The sequence below is a fragment of the Flavihumibacter fluminis genome, assembly GCF_021491375.1.
GTDB classification, from domain to species: Bacteria; Bacteroidota; Bacteroidia; order Chitinophagales; family Chitinophagaceae; genus Flavihumibacter; species Flavihumibacter fluminis.
This window is the reverse complement of the sequence record NZ_JAKEVY010000004.1, coordinates 1-17,923: the sequence shown is the minus strand read 5'-3', so window position 1 is coordinate 17,923 and position 17,923 is coordinate 1. Positions and strand designations below refer to the sequence as shown.

Sequence of the window (17,923 nt, the reverse complement as noted above, 5' to 3'; positions counted from 1 at the left end):
AACTATTTTTTTGGCACCACGTTATCGTAGCTTTGCATATCTATGAAATCAGCTACCAAACCCGCGTCTACCCTGATGCAGGATATCTATATAAAAGGTGCTCGCGTCCACAACCTGAAGAATATTGATGTTACCATTCCCCGCAACAAACTGGTAGTGGTTACAGGTGTTTCCGGCTCTGGTAAAAGTTCCCTCACCATCGATACCTTATTTGCAGAAGGCCAGCGTCGCTACGCGGAAAGTTTATCCGCTTATGCCCGCCAGTTCCTGATGCGCATGAACAAACCCGATGTTGATTTTATTAAAGGGCTTTGCCCGGCTATTGCCATCGAACAAAAAGTGATTACCCGCACCCCACGCTCCACAGTAGGCAGTATGACAGAAATCTATGATTACCTGCGACTCCTCTTTGCGCGTGTCGGACATACCATTTCTCCTGTATCCGGTAAACGTGTTCGCAAAGATGATGTGGCTGATGTAGTGGATGCCATTAAAAAGCTGAAAGAAGGTGCCAAAGTACTGGTACTGGTTCCTTTTCATTTACATGCCAATCGCTCGGTTCCGGAAGAACTCAATATATTATTGCAGAAAGGTTTCAGTCGCCTCTACGATGGAGAACTCCTGCGCATTGAAGACCTGCTCGATTCTTTCCAGGAAGGCGGTGGCAAACCCTGGAAACCTTCTCCCAAAAAACCGGTATACTTATTAGTTGACCGGCTCGTGGTAAAAGCATTTGATGAAGATGATTTACATCGCATCGCCGATTCCATTGGCACTGCCTTCTATGAAGGAGAAGGCGCTGTTGAACTCCAGGTAGATGGCAACCAACACCTGCATTTTTCCAATCGCTTTGAACTGGATGGCATCACTTTTGAAGAGCCGGTTCCCAATCTCTTTTCTTTTAATAACCCCTTTGGTGCCTGCCCCACTTGCGAGGGTTTCAGCCAGGTACTCGGTATTGATGAAGACCTGGTTATACCCGACAAACGGTTAAGTGTATACGAAGGTGCAGTAGCTCCCTGGAAAGGAGAAAAACTCGGCTGGTGGAAAGAACAGTTTGTAAAAGCTTCCAAAGCTACCGGCTTCCCGATTCACAAGGCAATTGCAGATCTTACCAAAGAACAATACCGCCAACTCTGGAAAGGCATCTCGCCAGCACTGGGCATTGATGATTTCTTCCAGGAAGTGGAATCCAATTTATACAAGGTACAGTATCGTGTGTTGTTATCACGGTACCGGGGACGTACTACCTGTCCCGATTGTGAAGGCTATCGCCTGCGCAAGGAAGCCCTCTATGTGAAAGTGGGTGGCAAACATATTGGTGAACTCTGCGAAATGCCGGTGCGCGATCTGCAACAATGGTTTGCAGAACTGAAATTGTCAGACAATGATCGCCAGATCGCTAAACGTATTTTACTTGAAATTGAAACCAGGATCGGCACCCTGATGGATGTGGGATTGGGTTATCTTACCTTATCACGCCTGGCCAACTCTCTCAGTGGTGGTGAAAGCCAAAGGATCCAGCTCACCCGCAGTTTGGGTTCCAATCTCACCAACTCCTTATACATCCTGGATGAACCTTCTATTGGTTTGCATTCACGGGATACGGAACGTTTGATCGGTGTGTTAAAAAACTTACGCGATCTCGGCAACACGGTGGTAGTAGTAGAGCATGATGAAATGATGATGCGCGAGGCGGATTATATCATCGACATGGGACCCCTTGCTTCTCATCTCGGTGGCGAAGTAGTGGCAGCCGGCAATTATGATGAACTGATCGCCAACAAAAAAAGTTTAACCGGAAAATACCTCAGTGGTGCTCTCACAATTGATGCTCCCGAGAAACCAAGAAAATGGATGCGCTCCATTACTGTAAAAGGTGCGCGACAACACAACCTCAAAAATATTGATGTCGAATTTCCACTTGGGGTATTCACCGCCGTTAGTGGCGTGAGTGGTTCCGGTAAAACCACCCTGGTAAAACAAATTCTCTATCCCGCCCTGCAAAAACTGAAAGGAGAGTCCTCACCTAAAGTAGGCATGCACAAATCCATTGAAGGCGATCTTGATTTTATCACACAGATTGAACTGGTGGATCAGAATCCAATTGGTAAATCCTCCCGCTCCAACCCGGTTACCTATATCAAAGCCTATGATGAAATCCGCGATCTCTATGCTTCTCAACCCCTGAGCAAAATGCGCGGTTTCCAACCCAAACATTTTTCCTTCAATGTGGATGGAGGCCGATGTGATGCCTGTAAAGGGGAAGGCGAACAGATTGTAGAAATGCAATTCCTAGCGGATGTACACCTCACCTGTGATGTATGCGGCGGTAAACGGTTTAAAGAAGAAGTGCTGGAAGTTACCTACCAGGAAAAAAACATCCACGATGTACTCGAAATGAGTGTAGACCAGGCCATGGAATTTTTTGCCAAAGAAAAAGATGTGGTGAATAAAATCAAGGCACTGAGTGATGTGGGTCTCGGTTATGTAAAACTCGGCCAGTCTTCGGATACCCTTTCCGGCGGAGAAGCACAACGCGTAAAGCTGGCTTCCTTCCTGGGGCGCGGGCGCTCACAGGGACATATCTTCTTCATCTTTGATGAGCCCACTACCGGCCTGCATTTTCACGATATCAAAAAACTGCTGGCTTCCTTCAATGCATTGGTAGAACAGGGACATACCATCCTCGTAATTGAACACAATACCGATGTGATCAAATCAGCCGATTGGGTGATTGATCTGGGTCCGGAAGCCGGTGATGAAGGAGGAGACTTGGTATATGCCGGACTGCCATCCGGACTTAAAAAGAATAAAAAAAGCTGGACGGCCAGGTTTCTTACCTGAGCCGGTCCAGGCTTTTAATGAGTTTCTCATCTTTTCGGATACCCCTGGCCGCGAGTATCAGGAAAATCAGCATCGCAATGGGCAATAAACCACCCCACTGATACGTACCCTGGGTCATATTGGTGGAAGTCTTGAAGCCTTCAACAGAATAGACCTGCAAGCCAATTACCACCGCCGATGCTAATATGCCTAACCAAACCAGTTGCAACTGGGTCTTCCGGTTTTTAAACAGGAAAATGGTAATCGTTGCCAGCGTTGCAATACCAACTGCCAATGCAAAGGACAGCAGGCTTTCTGTTGCCAGGAAATGTCGAACTGTACCATCTGGCAGGGTTGCTGCAAACAAAGGAACTTTCGCCATCGCAAAGCCACAAATGGCAGCCAGTGCCAGCCAAACCGATTGTATACGTTGAATCATATGATTGTCTGATTGAGTAGCGTAAAGATATAGAAATTGCTAATTGCCGGCTTGCAGCTCCTGCTGATAAAAGGCCAGTGCCAGATCCGTATACTTATAACTGCGATTGCTCCATTCACTTAGTTTGAATTTCGCCCGGCCTGCTATTTCAACAATACCTGCAGTACTGCGATGAAAGCCTGCATTGTAAGCAGCTGCATAAAAGCGGAGTTTCTCTGCTGCAGAAGCCCATCGCATTTTAGCACAGCGTTTGTCCATGGCAGCTAGAAAATGGCTGAGGTAATCAAACTGTCCGTCTATAGTAGTCAATGCCGCGATTCTTTTCTTGCGATCCAATTCTGTTTCAGGTAAGGCATCCAGCCTGGATGCAAAACTGGGCTTCATCTGAAAAGGCCCGATCGAGAAATCTGCATAGGCCGAACCAAACTGGATATACAATACCTGCAAGGCAATCGTTTCGAACTGATCCCGGAACTGCGAATACCGGAGCAACTCGGGATAAATAATTGCCTTGGCAAACAGCGGATCATGCCCCTGTTTGCGTAATGCTTCCCAGCGTTGTGCTTCCTGCTGCATCCATTGCTTTGCCTTTGCAGTTGCCTCCTGCAATTCAGGATCTGCCTTGCTTTGTGCAAACAGGCAGAAAGGTAAGAGCATCAGTATGGTAACCAGCTTTACCAAGGCATGCTGGTTAGCAGTACATCTTTTGTTGCATTCACCTGCAGGTAATGCAGGGTGCTGGAACTGCCTTTGTTTTCCACGGTCGGAACAAAAGCGCGTTCAATCAATTTACCATCTGAAAACGTGATGCCTTTGTAATTGATCTCCGCATATTTGCTGGCATCTGCATTGAAGATATAGGTAGAGCTGGAATTGAGTCGCTGCAGGGTATAGAGGGATTTGCCATCGCGGGACACTTTCTGTCCATTGCCCTGCTGATCGGGATCCATTACAATTACTGAACTGCCATTGAGGTCGAAAGCTTTGGAGTTGTTGCTGTAAGGACCATACTTAGCTCCGGATTCCGTGTAATATACTTTCTGCATCGAAGCATCCATGGCTTCAATCAGAAAGGTACCGGTAGAAGGATTTACCAAAATTTTACTCATCATCACGCCGGGCATTTTGATTTTTTTACCACCGGGTAAATGGGCAGTGCTGTTCATGGCGCCTGTATTTTCATCGGCGGTCATGGATACAAATGCCACTCTTTTTTTAACCGGATCCTCTGCCGCGGCAGCGGGCATTTCACCGGGTTCCAGGGTGCCTACCACTTTACCGCCCAGCTTGATTTGCATTTTACCATCGGAGGTGAAACCCATTTCAGGTTGTACTTTGGTTTCCTGGAACTCCTGCATGGAATTGGATTTCAATCCGCCTTTGGGCAAAACATCTTCCGGCAACTTATCTAACGGACCGGTTCTGCCTTTCTCGGTATTGATGAAAAACTTCCCTTTGATCTTGGTAATGATGCTGTAACCGCCACCACCGGCGCCAACCAGCAAACGGGATTCATTGTAAACGATGCTTTCGCCTTCCTGCAGGGTGAAGAGTTTTTTTTCTGTCTGGAATTCCGGCACGAAGAGGAAACTCCAAATCAGTAATAAGATCGGGTTCATTTGGGTGTATTATTAGGGTGATGAAGTACTCTGAATTTACAACAAAAAAAGCGACTCAGTGAGTCGCTTTTTCAAAGTTTCGTTGCATGGTATTATCCTAATTCCGGATAAAGGGGGAACTGCGCCATGAATTCATTTACTTTCTTGCGAACCGATTCCAGTTTGGCTTCATCATCCGCATTCATCAACACCGTGTCAATTGCATCCACCACAAATTCCATATCCGATGCCTTCATACCCCGACTGGTAATCGCAGGTACACCTACCCGGATACCCGAAGTAACAAAAGCTGATTTATCATCAAAAGGAACCATGTTTTTATTCAGGGTGATATCCGCCTTGCCCAATACCTGCTCGGCTTTTTTACCACTGATATTTTTATTGCGAAGATCAATCAGCATCAGGTGGTTATCGGTTCCATTACTGATTATCTGGTAGCCTCTGCTTACCAGCGCAGCAGACATGGCCTGTGCGTTTTCAATTACCTGTTTTGCATAAACTGTGAACTCATCACTCAGCAATTCACCAAAAGCTACTGCTTTCGCAGCGATCACATGCTCCAACGGACCACCCTGCGTACCAGGGAATACTGCCATGTCCAGCAGGTTGCTCATCATTCTGATATTACCCTTGGGATCTTTCAAACCGAAGGGATTTTCAAAATCTTTTTTCATCAGGATAATACCACCACGGGGACCGCGTAAGGTCTTATGCGTAGTAGAAGTTACAAAATGACAATGTTCAAAAGGAGAGGACAACAATCCTTTCGCAATCAATCCGGCAGGGTGTGCCATATCACACAATACAAAAGCACCTACTTCATCTGCTACTTTGCGGATGCGGGCATAATCCCAATCGCGGCTATAAGCAGATGCACCACAGATGATCAGTTTGGGTTTTTCTTCGCGCGCCACTTTTTCCAGCATGGCATAATCCACCAGTCCGGTTTCTTTCTCCACACCATAAAACAGGGGCTGGTAAATCTTTCCGCTGAAGTTCACACTGGAACCATGGGTAAGGTGACCACCCATGCTGAGGTCGAGTCCCAGGATTTTATCTCCCGGTTGCAAAATAGCCAGCATCAGGGCAGCGTTTGCCTGTGCACCACTGTGCGGCTGCACGTTCGCATACTCACAATTGAAAACCTGTTTGATGCGATCAATCGCCAGTTGTTCTACCTGATCCACAATTTCACAACCACCATAATACCTGCGACCAGGATATCCTTCCGCGTATTTGTTGGTTAACACACTTCCCATGGCCTGCATTACCTGCAGGGAGGTGAAGTTTTCAGAAGCGATCAGCTCAATACCATGGCGTTGGCGCTCCAGTTCTTTATTGATCAGGTCGAAAACCAGTGAATCATGCATCATGAAATCTAAAATTTGCCGCAAAAATACAGCATCGCTTCCAATTGGCACCTTTATTAATGTTGCGATTGATTTTTCCCTAATTTCACCCCCAAGTTATGAAAGCGATTATCCCCGTAGCCGGTGCTGGTACCAAGCTGCGCCCTCATACATATACCCAGCCAAAAGCGCTGATTCCATTGGCAGGGAAAACCATTCTTTCTATTATTGTTGACCAACTGGTGGAAGCCGGTGTAAAGGAATTTATTTTCATCATTGGCTACCTGGGTGATAAGATCCAGGACTTTGTGGAAGAGAAATACCCTTACCTGGAAACACATTTTATACAACAGCATGAGCGCATGGGAATCGGGCATGCAATTCTCCTGACCCGCGAGATTGTAAAAGAGGATGAAATCATTGTAGTATTGGGGGATAGCATCTGCGAATACGATGTAAAAGAAGTAGTTGATTCCCAAACCTCCCTGCTGGCAGTGAAGCGTGTGGATGATCCCCGCGATTTTGGGGTGGCAGAAATCAACGAAGAAGGTTTGATAACCAGGGTGGTGGAGAAACCACAGATTCCTAAAAGCAATATGGCCCTCACAGGTATTTATAGAATTCGCGAAACCCGCCTGCTCTTTGAATGCCTGGATAATAATTTCAGGGGGAATGTCACTTCCTATGGTGAATTCAACCTGACCGATGCCCTTGAATGTATGATCGGCGGAGGTGCCACCATCCGGGCTTACAAAGTGAAGAACTGGTTCGACTGTGGTAAAAAGGAAAGCCTGCTGGCCAGTAATGCTACCCTGCTCAAGAAAATGGGACAAAGCATCGCGGCAGACAAGCCCTTTGAAAATACGATCATCATTCCGCCTGTAAGCATCGCTGCAGGATGTGATATTTCCAATAGTATCATCGGACCGAATGTAGCCATCGGGGAATGTGTTACCATCAGTGATTCCATCATTAAAGATTCCATCATCGGATCCTTTGCCGATCTGAAGGATATCGTGCTCACACAATCACTCATCGGCTCCGATACTGAAGTAAGGGGCGAGAGTCGCAGTTTGAATATTGGCGACAATACAGAAATCGATCTCGGTAAACGATAATATTTTTTATGCCGGAACTATTTGACAACAACCGGATTTGCGGCCTGTTCGGGATTCAATATCCCATCATACAGGGCGGCATGATCTGGGCAAGCGGATGGCGTTTAGCCAGTGCCGTTAGTAATGCAGGCGGACTCGGATTACTCGGTGCAGGCAGTATGTATCCGGATGTATTGAAAGAACATATTCAGCAAATGAAAGCGGCCACCAGCAAACCCTTTGGTGTGAATGTGCCCTTGCTGTATCCGGATATTGAGCAGTTGATGGACTTGATTATTGCCGAAGGAGTGAAGATTGTATTTACTTCGGCGGGTAATCCTGCAACCTGGACGGCCAAACTGAAAGAGCAAGGCATCACGGTGGTGCATGTGGTAAGCAGTAGCAAGTTTGCACGCAAAGCAGAAGCAGCGGGAGTTGATGCCGTTGTAGCAGAAGGATTTGAAGCAGGCGGACATAATGGGAGAGAGGAAACCACCAGTTTTGTATTGATCCCTGCGGTACGGGCAGCTGTAAACATTCCGGTGATGGCAGCAGGGGGTATTGCTACCGGCCGGCAGATGTTGGCAGCCATGGTCCTGGGGGCAGATGGGGTACAACTCGGAACCCGATTTGTAGCGAGTGAAGAAGCAAGCAGTCACCCCGCGTTCAAGCAACTCCTGATAAGTTCACAGGAAGGTGATACCCAACTCAGTATGAAAAAACTGGTACCGGTACGACTCCTGAAGAATGCCTTCTATCAGCGCGTTTGGGAAGCAGAGCAGCGAGGAGCAGATCCCGCTGAACTGAAGGAGATCCTGGGTAGGGCGAGAGCTAAAAAAGGCATGTTTGAGGGCGATCTGGAAGAGGGTGAACTGGAGATCGGACAAGTGAGTTCCCTGATAAAAGAAATATTACCGGCTAGTGAAATAATTCGTAATTTGATAACTGAGTTCCGGACGGCTGTGGAGACCAATTACTAGTAAAACTGCAACTATGAAATTATTCAACGCGCTGCTTATCAGTGCCAGCCTACTGGCTTCCGGAGCAACTTTCGCCAATAATGGCACTACTCCCAAACCCGGCAGTGAATTACCAAAAGAAGATGCCACGGTTCATGGGTATGTAGTAGATGCTACTACCAAAAAACCGGTAGCAGGCGTAACGGTTTCCGCCTCTCATCAAAAGAAAAATTTCAAGAAAGAAGTTTCCACCGATGCCAGTGGTTATTTCAAACTCGACGATATGCCTTCAGGGGAAGTCCTCATCTATTTCGATAAGAAAGGCTACCGCATGCTGAAAAAATCTCCGCTTGTACTGAAAGATAAAACTGTCACCAAACTCACCATCGACCTACGCGAAGAAGAAATGGATACAGTATATGAGCACCCGGTGCTAAGATTGATTGATGGGATATTTTAATAGTGCAAATCTTCAGGCTTTTTTGCCATAACGTTTCGCCCGAACTTTTTCTACTTCTTTTGTAATCTCTGCTAAAGAAAGCTGAGCTCTCTTAGAACGGATCTTTTTTAGAGCTTGTCTAAAAGGGTTCACTCCAGTTTTATTGTTTGAATCTAAGATCTTGTTCGTAAGTAGCTTATTAGACATAGTCTGAAATTACAAAGAATTTTTGCGTATAAAAATCGGGTTACCTTTGCAGTCCAAATTTGGTAGCTTAAAACCTAAATTTGAATGGTATGAAAAAAGAGCAAATGTTCAGGTCTGACTTCTTATTTCCTGATACTGATTTTTTAACAGGAATGGGTTCTGTTTTGAATATTGCTGGCAGCTATTTTGAATTTGCTACATCTAAAAGCGAAAACTTAGCTGATTTAAAAGCGCTTCGTTCCGACTGGGGGGTTACTGGTCAGGACTTGGAGGCAGCCTACCATGAATGCACAGATGATAGTGACCAAAAGTAAATCTGTCGCTAAATGTCCCAATGTTGGCAAGAACAAACAAAACAAAAGCTTACAAGACAAGTCATAATTAAATTAAAGTACATAAACGAAAGAGCCTGGCAACGACCAGGCTCTCTTTTTTTTCATGCGGACAAGGTTTAGTCCTTTTTTATATCGAAGCGATTGTTTTTGTTTTCAATCACTGTGTTTTTATCCGGGAAATAGGAACGGTATTTTTGAAGGGTGGCTTCGGATTGTTTGTTGCCATCAATGATCAGTGCCTCACCTGTATATTCAATGCGGTAATTGGCTTCGTCTTTGATCAGTCCCTCTGCTTTCATTTTACCGATCATTTCCTTATAACCTGTTAGCAGCACTCTTGCTTTCGCGATTTCTGCCTTTGCGTTTTTCAATTCCTTTTCCATATTGGGAAGGGAAGTTTTAAGTTCTGTTTTGATTGCTTCCCGCTGGGCTTCGATCTCCTCTTTCATCCTGGACTGCTCGAGTTTCAATTGAGCCAATGCCTTATCCAGTTCCTTTAGGTGCTCCTGCATTTCTTCCTTGTTAAAAGCTGCCTTCAACTCTTCGGCAATATGCTTTTTGGAAGCTTCTATTTCTTTCATGGCTTTGGCCAGTTCGCGTTCAATTTCTCCGGAATTGAGCTTCGCCAGTGCCGCCTGCATGGATTTCTCTACCGATTCCCAGTTCTTACTGCCGAGTTCCAAAGTCAGTGATTTCTCTGCCTTGTCAAGTGATTTCAGATGATCGTCCAATGATCCCGGTACAGTATCCACCACCGGCTGTTCCTCCAGCAGCAACTCACCCATGAGTCCGCCTGAATGAATAAAAGGAAAAGCCTGTGTTGTTCCAACCGCCAGCATGCAGCCTGCAGCCAGTAGTAAATTTTTGAATTGATTCATAGAAGGAAGTTTTAGATATTACGAATTTGTTCGTATAAATGTACGACTAGTTTCGTAATAGACAAGAAATTTCAAGTGATTGGGGAAGAATTAACAGGACGGTGAAAAGTGAAAGGTGAAAGTTGTGAAAAGAGAGAAGGTGAAAGACTGCTCCGTCGTTTCACCTTCCATACCTTTCACCCTCTTTCACCTTTCACCTTTCACCTTTCACTTCCTCACATCCGTGCCCACTTCCACAACTCCTTCCACGTTACCTTCTTCCCGTACATCAGAATTCCGGTACGATAGATTTTAGCAGCCAACCAGGTGGTGCCGAGGAAACCGCCAATCAACAGGGCAATGGAGAGGATCAACTCCCAGGCTGGTACGCCATAGGGAATCCGGGCCATCATTACAATAGGAGAGGTGAGGGGAAAGAGACTGCCGAAGATCGCGAGTCCGCCATCCGGATTGTTGATCGCCTGGGTCATAATCACAAAGGCAAAGATGATGGGCATCGTGATGGGCAACATCAACTGCTGTGCATCCTGCGGATCTTCATTCACCGCACTACCTACAGCTGCAAAGAGAGAAGAATACAGGAGGTAGCCACCGAGGAAATAAATGATAAAGAGTCCGACAATCATGAACATATTCACCGACTGTAAATTATTCATGATGGTAGTAAGCATGGATGATTTAGCCGCACCTGCCTGGTCCACCGCTGCCTGTGCAGCACCTGCCTGCTCCATCACCTGCGGGAATAACACCGGAATCAATAACTGCAAGGACAACATCAACACCCCCCAGATCAGGAACTGCACCAAGCCAACGGCTCCAATACCTACAATCTTGCCAATCATCAATTGATAAGGCTTCACACTGCTCACCATTACTTCCGCAATGCGGTTGGTCTTTTCTTCCATCACACCACGCATTACCATGGAGCCATAAATAAAGAGCACGATGTAAATCAGGAATCCGCAAATAAATCCGAGCGCAGTAGCAAATCCGGCATTGCCTGTTTTGCCATCCGACTTGGATACTTTCAGATCCACCTTGGTTTTGTTGGTCTCCACCTGCTCCAGGGTTACACCGGGAGCCAGCAGGGTTTGCAGGCTGCTTTTCTCCAGCGCCTTGTTAATGCGACTCTCAATCTTGCCCTGTGTCATCAGTCCCACGTTGTTGCGGGTATGATACTGTAGGCTATCGCGCCGGCTGATGCTATCCGGCAGCAGGATATAACCGGAATATTTTTTATCCACCAGGTCTTTCTGCAATTGTGCGGTATCGGCCTGTTTCAGAAAAGTAAAGCTCAGTGTCTTGTCAGACTGGATCTTGTTTTCCAATACACCCTTACTATCTACAATGGCTACCCGAATATCCTCTTCCCCTTTTACACTGAAATAAATGATCAGTCCATACAGACCAAAAATTAATATCGGCAACAGAATGGTGGAGAGTAAAAAAGTTTTTTTCTGCACGCGACTTAAAAACTCGCGTTTTATAATGATAAATGTCTTGTTCATGGTTCTGTGTTAATGGTTAGGAAGCAGCTTGGAAAGCACGGGTGGTTGCATGGGTTCCTTCCACCAGGCGAATGAAGATATCATTCAGCGATGGCAGGATTTCAGTAAAGCCAAGCACGGGTACCTGGTTGCGAATCAACTCTTCCAGTACGGCATTGGTACTTGTACCTCCTGCTAACTGAATCGTGTATTCATGACCGTTTTGTTGTACCAGTTGGAACTGTGCAGAAGCCGGTAACTTAATCCCTTCTTCTGTCAGCACCTTGAACTGGTTCTTCTTGTATTCCTGTTTCACACCATGTACCGTACCATCCAGGATTTTTTGTCCCTTGTTCACCAGGATGATCTGGTCGCAGATCTCTTCTACCTGCTCCATCCGGTGGGTACTGAAGATCACCGTACAGCCTCTTTTCGCGAGGTTGTAAATCTCTTCCTTTATCAGGTTCGCATTTACGGGATCCAAACCGCTGAAGGGCTCATCGAGAATGATCAGCTTGGGCTCGTGCAGTACAGTAGTTACAAACTGCAGTTTTTGTCCCATCCCTTTACTGAGGTCCTCTACTTTTTTATTCCACCAGCTCTGCATTTCGAATTTCTCGAACCAGGTCTTGACTTTTTCCAGGGCCTCGGCCTTGGAGAGTCCCTTTAACTGGGCCAGGTACATGGCCTGCTCGCCGATCTTCATTTTCTTGTAGAGTCCGCGTTCTTCGGGCATATAGCCGATGTGCAGGATATCGTCCTCCGCTTTGAAAGGGCGGCCATCAAAACTGATTTGTCCGCCATCCGGGTAAAAGATCCCTGTGATCATGCGCAGTAAGGTCGTTTTACCGGCACCGTTAGGTCCGAGTAAACCGAAAATACTACCCCGCTCAATCGAAAAACTGATATCATCTACGGCTTTGTGCGCGCCGTAATGTTTTTTCAGGTTGTGAACCTCCAATAAAGGCATATTTGGTGTTGTTGGTTTAGAAAGTTATAGTTGCTGTCTATTGGATGCCTGAAAAACCAAAACATTACAAGCGCCACCAATAATATTATTGTTGGTAGATGGCAGCCAGGACCCGCGCAATGCGCTCTCCGTCCATGGCTGCACTCACAATGCCTCCTGCATAACCAGCGCCCTCACCAGCAGGGTATAAATTTCCTATCTGCGGGTGATTCAGCAACTCCGGGTCTCTGGGTATTCTCACCGGGGAAGAAGTGCGCGACTCGGTAGCTACTACCACAGCATCGCGAGTAAAATAGCCTTTCATCTTTTTTCCGAATGCCTGGAAACCACCGGCCAGGCTCTTATACACAAAGTCCGGTAGCACTTCCCAAAGCGGCGCGGCCTTGATCCCGGGCAGATAAGAACAATCGGGCAAATCAGCTGAAACCTTCTTCTGTACAAAATCAGTCATGCGCAAAGCCGGACCCACCAGGGCTCCACCTCCTGCTGTAAAGGCCCGCTGCTCCACCTGGCGCTGAAACTCCATCGCGCCAAGGGGACCTGTAAACCGTTGCCAGTCTTTTTCTTCAATGCTCACCACCATGCCTGAATTCGCATAAGGATTGTTGCGCTTGGAGGGACTCCAGCCATTGACCACCAACTCACCCGCAGCAGTAGCCGCCGGCGCGATGATACCCCCCGGACACATACAGAAGGAAAATACCCCTCGGTTCTCGACCTGTTGCACCAGGCTATAGGAAGCAGGGGGGAGGAATTCTCCGCGGGTGGGACAATGATATTGTATCCGATCAATCAGTTCCTGCGGGTGTTCAATGCGCACGCCCAGGGCGAAGGGCTTGGCTTCAATGAGGATCTGCTGGCGATGGAGCAATTCAAAAATATCCCGGGCAGAATGGCCGGTAGCCAGGATCACGGCATCACCCTCAAATCGGTTGCCCGAGGCTGTTAGGACTGCTTTTACCTGGTTGTTGACCAGCTCAAAACCAGTCATCTTTTCTTCAAAGAGGAATTGACCACCACTCTGAAGGATCTGCTCCCGCATGGCCACCATAATATGCGGCAGTTTGTTGGTGCCGATATGGGGATGCGCTTCATAGAGGATCCGCTCATCCGCCCCGAACTGTACAAAGAGTTGCAGGATGCGGTCGATATTGCCTCTCTTGGTGGAACGGGTATAGAGTTTACCATCACTATAGGTGCCGGCACCTCCTTCACCAAAACAATAATTGCTTTCAGGGTTGACAATACCCTGCTTGTTCATCGCAGCCAGATCGCGCCGGCGGCTCCGGACATCCTTGCCTCTTTCCAGGATCACCGGGCGGATGCCCAGCTCAATCAATTGCAGGGCGGCAAAAATGCCACAGGGCCCCGCGCCCACTATAATCACCTGGTGTTGGGCGTTTCGTACATCCGGGAACTGAAATACCTCGTGCGGACGTTCCACAAAAGGTTCATTGATAAAGGCACGCAGGCTAAGGTTTATCCTTATCTGCCGGCCACGGGCATCGATGGATTTTTTGAGAATATGGAAACCGGTGAGTTGATGTCGCGATTGACCACTGGCAGCGGCCAGGTAGTCAAGAATGGACTCGGGATGAGCAGCTTCCGCCGGACTCACCTGTATCGTGAAGGTTTGTTGCATGGTTAGGTAGTTGTCCTAAAACAGGGCAAAAGTAGTTCGTCTAAATTTAACCGCTGCGTAAAAACACTTCATTTATATTTGCACCCCTTTATTGAGGTAGCAACACCTTAATAAAGTTGTATCTTAAGTTTTCGTCTATGTCCATGTATTCGTCTGCCTCCATACGAGTGGCAGTCCTGCTAGCTGTATTTGCTATAACAGGCTGTGCCACCTCCTACCAGCCCTCGCAGGTTCAGTATGATTCCGTGCGAATCACTGATAAAGCGCCCAGGGATCCCAAACTTGAAGCAATACTAAGTCCCTACGCCGATAGCGTGAACAGCAGCATGAACAAAGTGATTGCCGAGCTGGCTATATCCATGGAGAAAAAATTACCGGAAGGTACCCTGAATAACCTGGTAGCAGATGCCCTGCTGGCAGAAGCAAAGAAGGCCTATGGTGTTGTGGATGCGGCTTTCGTAAATTATGGTGGCGTGCGCATCTCACAAATACCAGCCGGACCGATCACCATCGGAAAAGTATTTGAGCTAATGCCTTTCGATAACCTGCTGATCATCCAGGAGCTGAAAGGAAGCGTGTTCCAGGAATTCCTGAACAGAATCGCGGAACGGGGAGGCTGGCCGGTAGCTGGCGTACAATTTGTGATAAAGGATAAAAAAGCGATTGATGTACTCGTAGGAGGCAAGCCACTGGATCCGCAGGTTACCTATCGGGTAGCCAATTCCGATTATATCGCGAATGGTGGAGATGATTGTGATATGCTGCGAAAGCTGCCACAGATCAATAAAGGCATCCTGATGCGGGATGCATTCCTGCAGTATTTCGAAGCGCAGACTAAGCAAGGGAAAAAACTGAATGCAGCACTTGAAAACAGAATTCGCTATGCTCAATAGAAGAAAATTTTTACAAACGGCAGGAATGGCAACCGGAGCCTTGCTGACACAGCGGGTACTGGGACAGGAAGGACTGGAAGAAAGTCCGGTACAACAATTGACCCTCTTACATACCAATGATGTACACAGCCGGCTGGAACCCTTTCCAATGGATGGCAGCCGAAACCAGGGATTGGGAGGAGTAGCAGCAAGAGCGGAAGCGATCAAGGCCATCCGGGAAAAAGCAGACCATGTATTATTAGTAGATGCAGGAGATATTTTCCAGGGTACACCTTATTTCAATTTCTACAAAGGGGAGCCGGAGATGAAAGCCATGCAGGCGATGGGTTATGAAGCAGCAACGATGGGCAATCATGATTTTGATGCGGGACTGGAAAATTTTGCAACACAGTTACAACATGTGCAATTTCCGATAGTGGTAGGCAATTATGATTTCACGCATACACCGATGGAAGGTAAAACAAGACCTTACCATATTGTAAAGAAAGGAAAATTGAAAATCGGACTAACAGGTGTTGGTATTGAGTTGAAAGGATTGGTGCCTGACAACCTGGCTGGAAACACAGTTTATTTAGATCCGATTGCAACAGCAAACAAGTGGGCAGCGCATTTGAAGCGAAACGAAGGATGTGACCTGGTTGTCTGTTTGTCACATTTGGGATACAAGTATCGGGAAGCGAATAAAGTGAGTGATGAAATACTGGCACGAGAAACAGAACATATTGATGTGATTATAGGTGGACATACACATACGTTTTTAGATGCACCTGTTGTGTATAAAAATAAATTTGGATCGGATGTGATAGTGAATCAGGTGGGGTGGGCTGGAATCGTTCTAGGCCGCATGGACTTTGAGTTTCAGCGGAATAAAAAGAAAAATTTGGAGCGATCTCACAGTGTTATTATTGGCAAAAAAACAAGTGAGTAAAAAATTTTTTTTTCAACGAAAAAATTTGATATTCGTCCCCCTACGTTAATTTTTTATCAACGTACTACTAACAAAAAAACTTCACGCTCACAAATGACCAAAACCTTAGATACAGTCTGGAATAGTTGTCTGGAGATCATCAAGGATATCGTGGAGTGGCAGCATTTCAAAACCTGGTTCGAACCAATCAAACCCGTTGAACTCAAGAACACCGTACTCGTGATTCAGGTACCCAGTCAATTTTTTTATGAGTATCTTGAAGAGCATTATGTAAACCTGTTGGCAAAAACATTGCGCAGGGTGTTAGGGAAAGACGCACAGTTGGAATATCGTATCATGGTGGATAGTGGTAATCATAAAAGCAAGCCATTAACAGTGGATGTACCAGCACATGGTTACAAGACCTATTCCAATAATGAAATGGACTTCCCGTTGGTGATCAACAATCCGGTAAAGAATCCTTTTGTGATTCCTGGATTGAAGAAGATGCAAATTGATCCGCAGTTAAATCCCATTTATACATTTGATGCTTATATAGAAGGTGATTGCAATCGTGTGGCACGCCGGGCCGGTAAAACGGTGGCGGAGAAACCGGGTGCGAATTCATTCAATCCGTTGGTCATATATGGTGGCGTAGGATTGGGTAAAACGCATTTGGCGCAGGCGATTGGAAATGAGGTAAAGCGCATCAATCCGAACAAAGTGGTATTGTATGTGAGTTCGGAGAAATTCATCAACCAGTTTGTGGATCATAGCCGGAACAATGCGATCAATGATTTCATACATTTTTATCAGTTGATTGATGTATTGATTATTGATGACGTACAGTTCTTCAATCGGGCGGAGAAATCGCAGGATGCGTTTTTTGCGATCTTCAACCATTTGCACCAGAGTGGCAAGCAGTTGATCTTAACTTCTGACAAGGCGCCGAAGGACCTGGAGGGGGTGCAGGAGCGATTGTTGAGCCGGTTCAGGTGGGGCTTGAGTGCGGATTTGCAGATGCCGGATTATGAGACGCGGATTGAGATATTGGAGCGGAAGATGAAGAACGATGGATTGGACATGCCGAAGGAGGTAGTAAAGTACCTGGCCTACAATATCAATAATAACGTGCGGGAGCTGGAAGGAGCGTTGATATCGCTTTTGGCACAATCTTCGCTGAACCGTAGGGAAATTGACCTCGATTTGGCCAAGAAAGTACTCCGTAACTTTGTGAAGACCTCTTCCAAGGAAATCACTATTGAAGCGATCCAGAAGATGGTCTGCGATTATTTTGATGTTCCGTATGATAAATTGCTGCAGAAGACCCGGAAGCGGGAGATTGTGCAGGCCAGGCAGATCACGATGTACCTGGCGAAATCCTTTACCAAGAATTCGTTGAAGACGATCGGTGAGCATTTTGGGGGCCGGGATCATACCACGGTGATCCACAGTTGCCAGACAGTGAAGGATTTGATGGATACGGACACGATTTTCCGGGAGAATGTGATGGAATTGCAGCAGAAAGTGCAGTTAGCCAGCTTGTAAAATTTAGGGTGAAATATTTGGGTGGAAACCCTGGAAATAGCTATTTTTGCGCTCCCTGAATGCGATTCGGGGTCGGTAGGTGAGGTGCCTGAGTGGCCGAAAGGGCCGGTTTGCTAAACCGTTGTACGGGCTTAAACCTGTACCGAGGGTTCGAATCCCTCCCTCACCGCAGGAAATGCAGTCTTCTTTGAAGGCTGCATTTTTTTTGTGCGCCATGCATGGCGTCAGACTCGACGGTGCAAGTCCGTTATGGGGGTATGTAATCGCCAACCATTAGCCAAGAGCAAGGGTGTCTATCGCGAGGTAGAATCTGAAGGAAGCTGGCGGC

Annotated in this window: 17 protein-coding genes and 1 tRNA gene; 9 read left to right on the top strand and 9 right to left on the bottom strand. The window is 46.7% G+C overall.

Features of this window, described 5'->3' with window-relative positions; all coding sequences use genetic code 11:
* Positions 1-42 precede the first annotated feature (42 nt).
* Positions 43-2,847 carry an excinuclease ABC subunit UvrA gene (gene uvrA, locus L0U88_RS15275; RefSeq protein WP_234866952.1) on the top strand — a complete coding sequence of 935 codons (2,805 nt, stop codon included), beginning with the start codon at positions 43-45 and terminating at the stop codon, positions 2,845-2,847.
* Here the strand turns inward: uvrA and L0U88_RS15270 are convergent.
* The 4 genes from L0U88_RS15270 to glyA all read right to left on the bottom strand — a co-directional run bounded on the left by L0U88_RS15270 (position 2,840) and on the right by glyA (position 6,257).
* Positions 2,840-3,265: a DUF4293 domain-containing protein gene (locus L0U88_RS15270; protein ID WP_234866951.1), complete on the bottom strand. Its 426-nt coding sequence runs from the start codon at positions 3,263-3,265 to the stop codon at positions 2,840-2,842. The two genes, uvrA and L0U88_RS15270, sit on opposite strands and share 8 nt — an antisense overlap.
* A 39-nt stretch (positions 3,266-3,304) precedes the next feature.
* Positions 3,305-3,946 carry a hypothetical protein gene (locus L0U88_RS15265; RefSeq protein ID WP_234866950.1) on the bottom strand — a complete coding sequence of 214 codons (642 nt, stop codon included), beginning with the start codon at positions 3,944-3,946 and terminating at the stop codon, positions 3,305-3,307.
* A complete protein-coding gene (locus tag L0U88_RS15260) occupies positions 3,940-4,884 on the bottom strand; it encodes a hypothetical protein (protein ID WP_234866949.1) in 945 nt (314 codons plus the stop codon). Before L0U88_RS15260 ends, L0U88_RS15265 begins: the two co-directional genes overlap by 7 nt.
* A 92-nt stretch (positions 4,885-4,976) precedes the next feature.
* The gene (gene glyA, locus L0U88_RS15255; RefSeq protein ID WP_234866948.1) at positions 4,977-6,257 is read right to left on the bottom strand and encodes a serine hydroxymethyltransferase; all 1,281 of its coding nucleotides are present in this window, start codon (positions 6,255-6,257) and stop codon (positions 4,977-4,979) included.
* A gap of 95 nt (positions 6,258-6,352) precedes the next feature.
* On the opposite strand from glyA, the gene L0U88_RS15250 reads away from it, so the two are divergent.
* From L0U88_RS15250 to L0U88_RS15240, 3 genes are read left to right on the top strand one after another with little or no spacing between them, the layout of a single operon-like run.
* On the top strand, positions 6,353-7,351 hold the full coding sequence (locus tag L0U88_RS15250) for a sugar phosphate nucleotidyltransferase (RefSeq protein WP_234866947.1): 999 nt from the start codon (positions 6,353-6,355) through the stop codon (positions 7,349-7,351).
* 8 nt (positions 7,352-7,359) lie between these two features.
* Positions 7,360-8,310 (top strand): NAD(P)H-dependent flavin oxidoreductase, encoded by a 951-nt coding sequence (locus tag L0U88_RS15245; protein WP_234866946.1) that lies wholly within the window; start codon positions 7,360-7,362, stop codon positions 8,308-8,310.
* Positions 8,311-8,323: 13 nt separating this feature from the next.
* Entirely contained in the window at positions 8,324-8,749 is a 426-nt protein-coding gene (locus tag L0U88_RS15240; protein WP_234866945.1) for a carboxypeptidase-like regulatory domain-containing protein, read from the top strand.
* A 12-nt stretch (positions 8,750-8,761) separates the two neighbouring features.
* Here L0U88_RS15240 and L0U88_RS15235 read toward each other — a convergent pair whose 3' ends face one another.
* Positions 8,762-8,935 (bottom strand): hypothetical protein, encoded by a 174-nt coding sequence (locus L0U88_RS15235; protein WP_234866944.1) that lies wholly within the window; start codon positions 8,933-8,935, stop codon positions 8,762-8,764.
* 89 nt (positions 8,936-9,024) lie between these two features.
* Between L0U88_RS15235 and L0U88_RS15230 the strand changes: the two genes are divergently transcribed.
* Positions 9,025-9,249 carry a hypothetical protein gene (locus L0U88_RS15230; RefSeq protein WP_234866943.1) on the top strand — a complete coding sequence of 75 codons (225 nt, stop codon included), beginning with the start codon at positions 9,025-9,027 and terminating at the stop codon, positions 9,247-9,249.
* 137 nt (positions 9,250-9,386) lie between these two features.
* Here L0U88_RS15230 and L0U88_RS15225 read toward each other — a convergent pair whose 3' ends face one another.
* From L0U88_RS15225 to L0U88_RS15210, 4 genes are all read right to left on the bottom strand, one after another.
* Entirely contained in the window at positions 9,387-10,148 is a 762-nt protein-coding gene (locus L0U88_RS15225; RefSeq protein ID WP_234866942.1) for a hypothetical protein, read from the bottom strand.
* A 215-nt stretch (positions 10,149-10,363) separates the two neighbouring features.
* Positions 10,364-11,656 (bottom strand): ABC transporter permease, encoded by a 1,293-nt coding sequence (locus L0U88_RS15220; protein WP_234866941.1) that lies wholly within the window; start codon positions 11,654-11,656, stop codon positions 10,364-10,366.
* A 16-nt stretch (positions 11,657-11,672) separates the two neighbouring features.
* The gene (locus L0U88_RS15215; RefSeq protein WP_234866940.1) at positions 11,673-12,605 is read right to left on the bottom strand and encodes an ABC transporter ATP-binding protein; all 933 of its coding nucleotides are present in this window, start codon (positions 12,603-12,605) and stop codon (positions 11,673-11,675) included.
* A gap of 85 nt (positions 12,606-12,690) precedes the next feature.
* Positions 12,691-14,247, bottom strand: coding sequence for an NAD(P)/FAD-dependent oxidoreductase (locus tag L0U88_RS15210; protein ID WP_234866939.1), 1,557 nt, complete (start codon positions 14,245-14,247; stop codon positions 12,691-12,693).
* Between the two features lie 137 nt (positions 14,248-14,384).
* Between L0U88_RS15210 and L0U88_RS15205 the strand changes: the two genes are divergently transcribed.
* The 4 genes from L0U88_RS15205 (at position 14,385) to L0U88_RS15190 (ending at position 17,764) form a co-directional block, all read left to right on the top strand.
* Positions 14,385-15,140, top strand: a complete 756-nt coding sequence (locus L0U88_RS15205; RefSeq protein ID WP_234866938.1) for a 5'-nucleotidase C-terminal domain-containing protein — start codon at positions 14,385-14,387, stop codon at positions 15,138-15,140.
* Positions 15,130-16,068, top strand: a complete 939-nt coding sequence (locus tag L0U88_RS15200; RefSeq protein ID WP_234866937.1) for a bifunctional metallophosphatase/5'-nucleotidase — start codon at positions 15,130-15,132, stop codon at positions 16,066-16,068. The genes L0U88_RS15205 and L0U88_RS15200 overlap by 11 nt, the downstream gene beginning before the upstream one ends.
* A gap of 93 nt (positions 16,069-16,161) precedes the next feature.
* The gene (dnaA, locus tag L0U88_RS15195; RefSeq protein ID WP_234866936.1) at positions 16,162-17,595 is read left to right on the top strand and encodes a chromosomal replication initiator protein DnaA; all 1,434 of its coding nucleotides are present in this window, start codon (positions 16,162-16,164) and stop codon (positions 17,593-17,595) included.
* A 78-nt stretch (positions 17,596-17,673) separates the two neighbouring features.
* A tRNA-Ser gene (locus L0U88_RS15190) sits at positions 17,674-17,764 on the top strand.
* The last annotated feature ends 159 nt before the right edge of the window (positions 17,765-17,923 follow it).

Excerpts from the sequence above, each read along its gene's own strand:
- uvrA (WP_234866952.1), top strand. The coding sequence starts at position 43 with ATGAAATCAGCTACCAAACCCGCGTCTACCCTGATGCAGGATATCTAT.
- L0U88_RS15270 (WP_234866951.1), bottom strand. The coding sequence starts at position 3,265 with ATGATTCAACGTATACAATCGGTTTGGCTGGCACTGGCTGCCATTTGT.
- L0U88_RS15260 (WP_234866949.1), bottom strand. The coding sequence starts at position 4,884 with ATGAACCCGATCTTATTACTGATTTGGAGTTTCCTCTTCGTGCCGGAA.
- glyA (WP_234866948.1), bottom strand. The coding sequence starts at position 6,257 with ATGATGCATGATTCACTGGTTTTCGACCTGATCAATAAAGAACTGGAG.
- L0U88_RS15250 (WP_234866947.1), top strand. The coding sequence starts at position 6,353 with ATGAAAGCGATTATCCCCGTAGCCGGTGCTGGTACCAAGCTGCGCCCT.
- L0U88_RS15245 (WP_234866946.1), top strand. The coding sequence starts at position 7,360 with ATGCCGGAACTATTTGACAACAACCGGATTTGCGGCCTGTTCGGGATT.
- L0U88_RS15240 (WP_234866945.1), top strand. The coding sequence starts at position 8,324 with ATGAAATTATTCAACGCGCTGCTTATCAGTGCCAGCCTACTGGCTTCC.
- L0U88_RS15235 (WP_234866944.1), bottom strand. The coding sequence starts at position 8,935 with ATGTCTAATAAGCTACTTACGAACAAGATCTTAGATTCAAACAATAAA.
- L0U88_RS15230 (WP_234866943.1), top strand. The coding sequence starts at position 9,025 with ATGAAAAAAGAGCAAATGTTCAGGTCTGACTTCTTATTTCCTGATACT.
- L0U88_RS15225 (WP_234866942.1), bottom strand. The coding sequence starts at position 10,148 with ATGAATCAATTCAAAAATTTACTACTGGCTGCAGGCTGCATGCTGGCG.
- L0U88_RS15220 (WP_234866941.1), bottom strand. The coding sequence starts at position 11,656 with ATGAACAAGACATTTATCATTATAAAACGCGAGTTTTTAAGTCGCGTG.
- L0U88_RS15215 (WP_234866940.1), bottom strand. The coding sequence starts at position 12,605 with ATGCCTTTATTGGAGGTTCACAACCTGAAAAAACATTACGGCGCGCAC.
- L0U88_RS15210 (WP_234866939.1), bottom strand. The coding sequence starts at position 14,247 with ATGCAACAAACCTTCACGATACAGGTGAGTCCGGCGGAAGCTGCTCAT.
- L0U88_RS15205 (WP_234866938.1), top strand. The coding sequence starts at position 14,385 with ATGTCCATGTATTCGTCTGCCTCCATACGAGTGGCAGTCCTGCTAGCT.
- L0U88_RS15200 (WP_234866937.1), top strand. The coding sequence starts at position 15,130 with ATGCTCAATAGAAGAAAATTTTTACAAACGGCAGGAATGGCAACCGGA.
- dnaA (WP_234866936.1), top strand. The coding sequence starts at position 16,162 with ATGACCAAAACCTTAGATACAGTCTGGAATAGTTGTCTGGAGATCATC.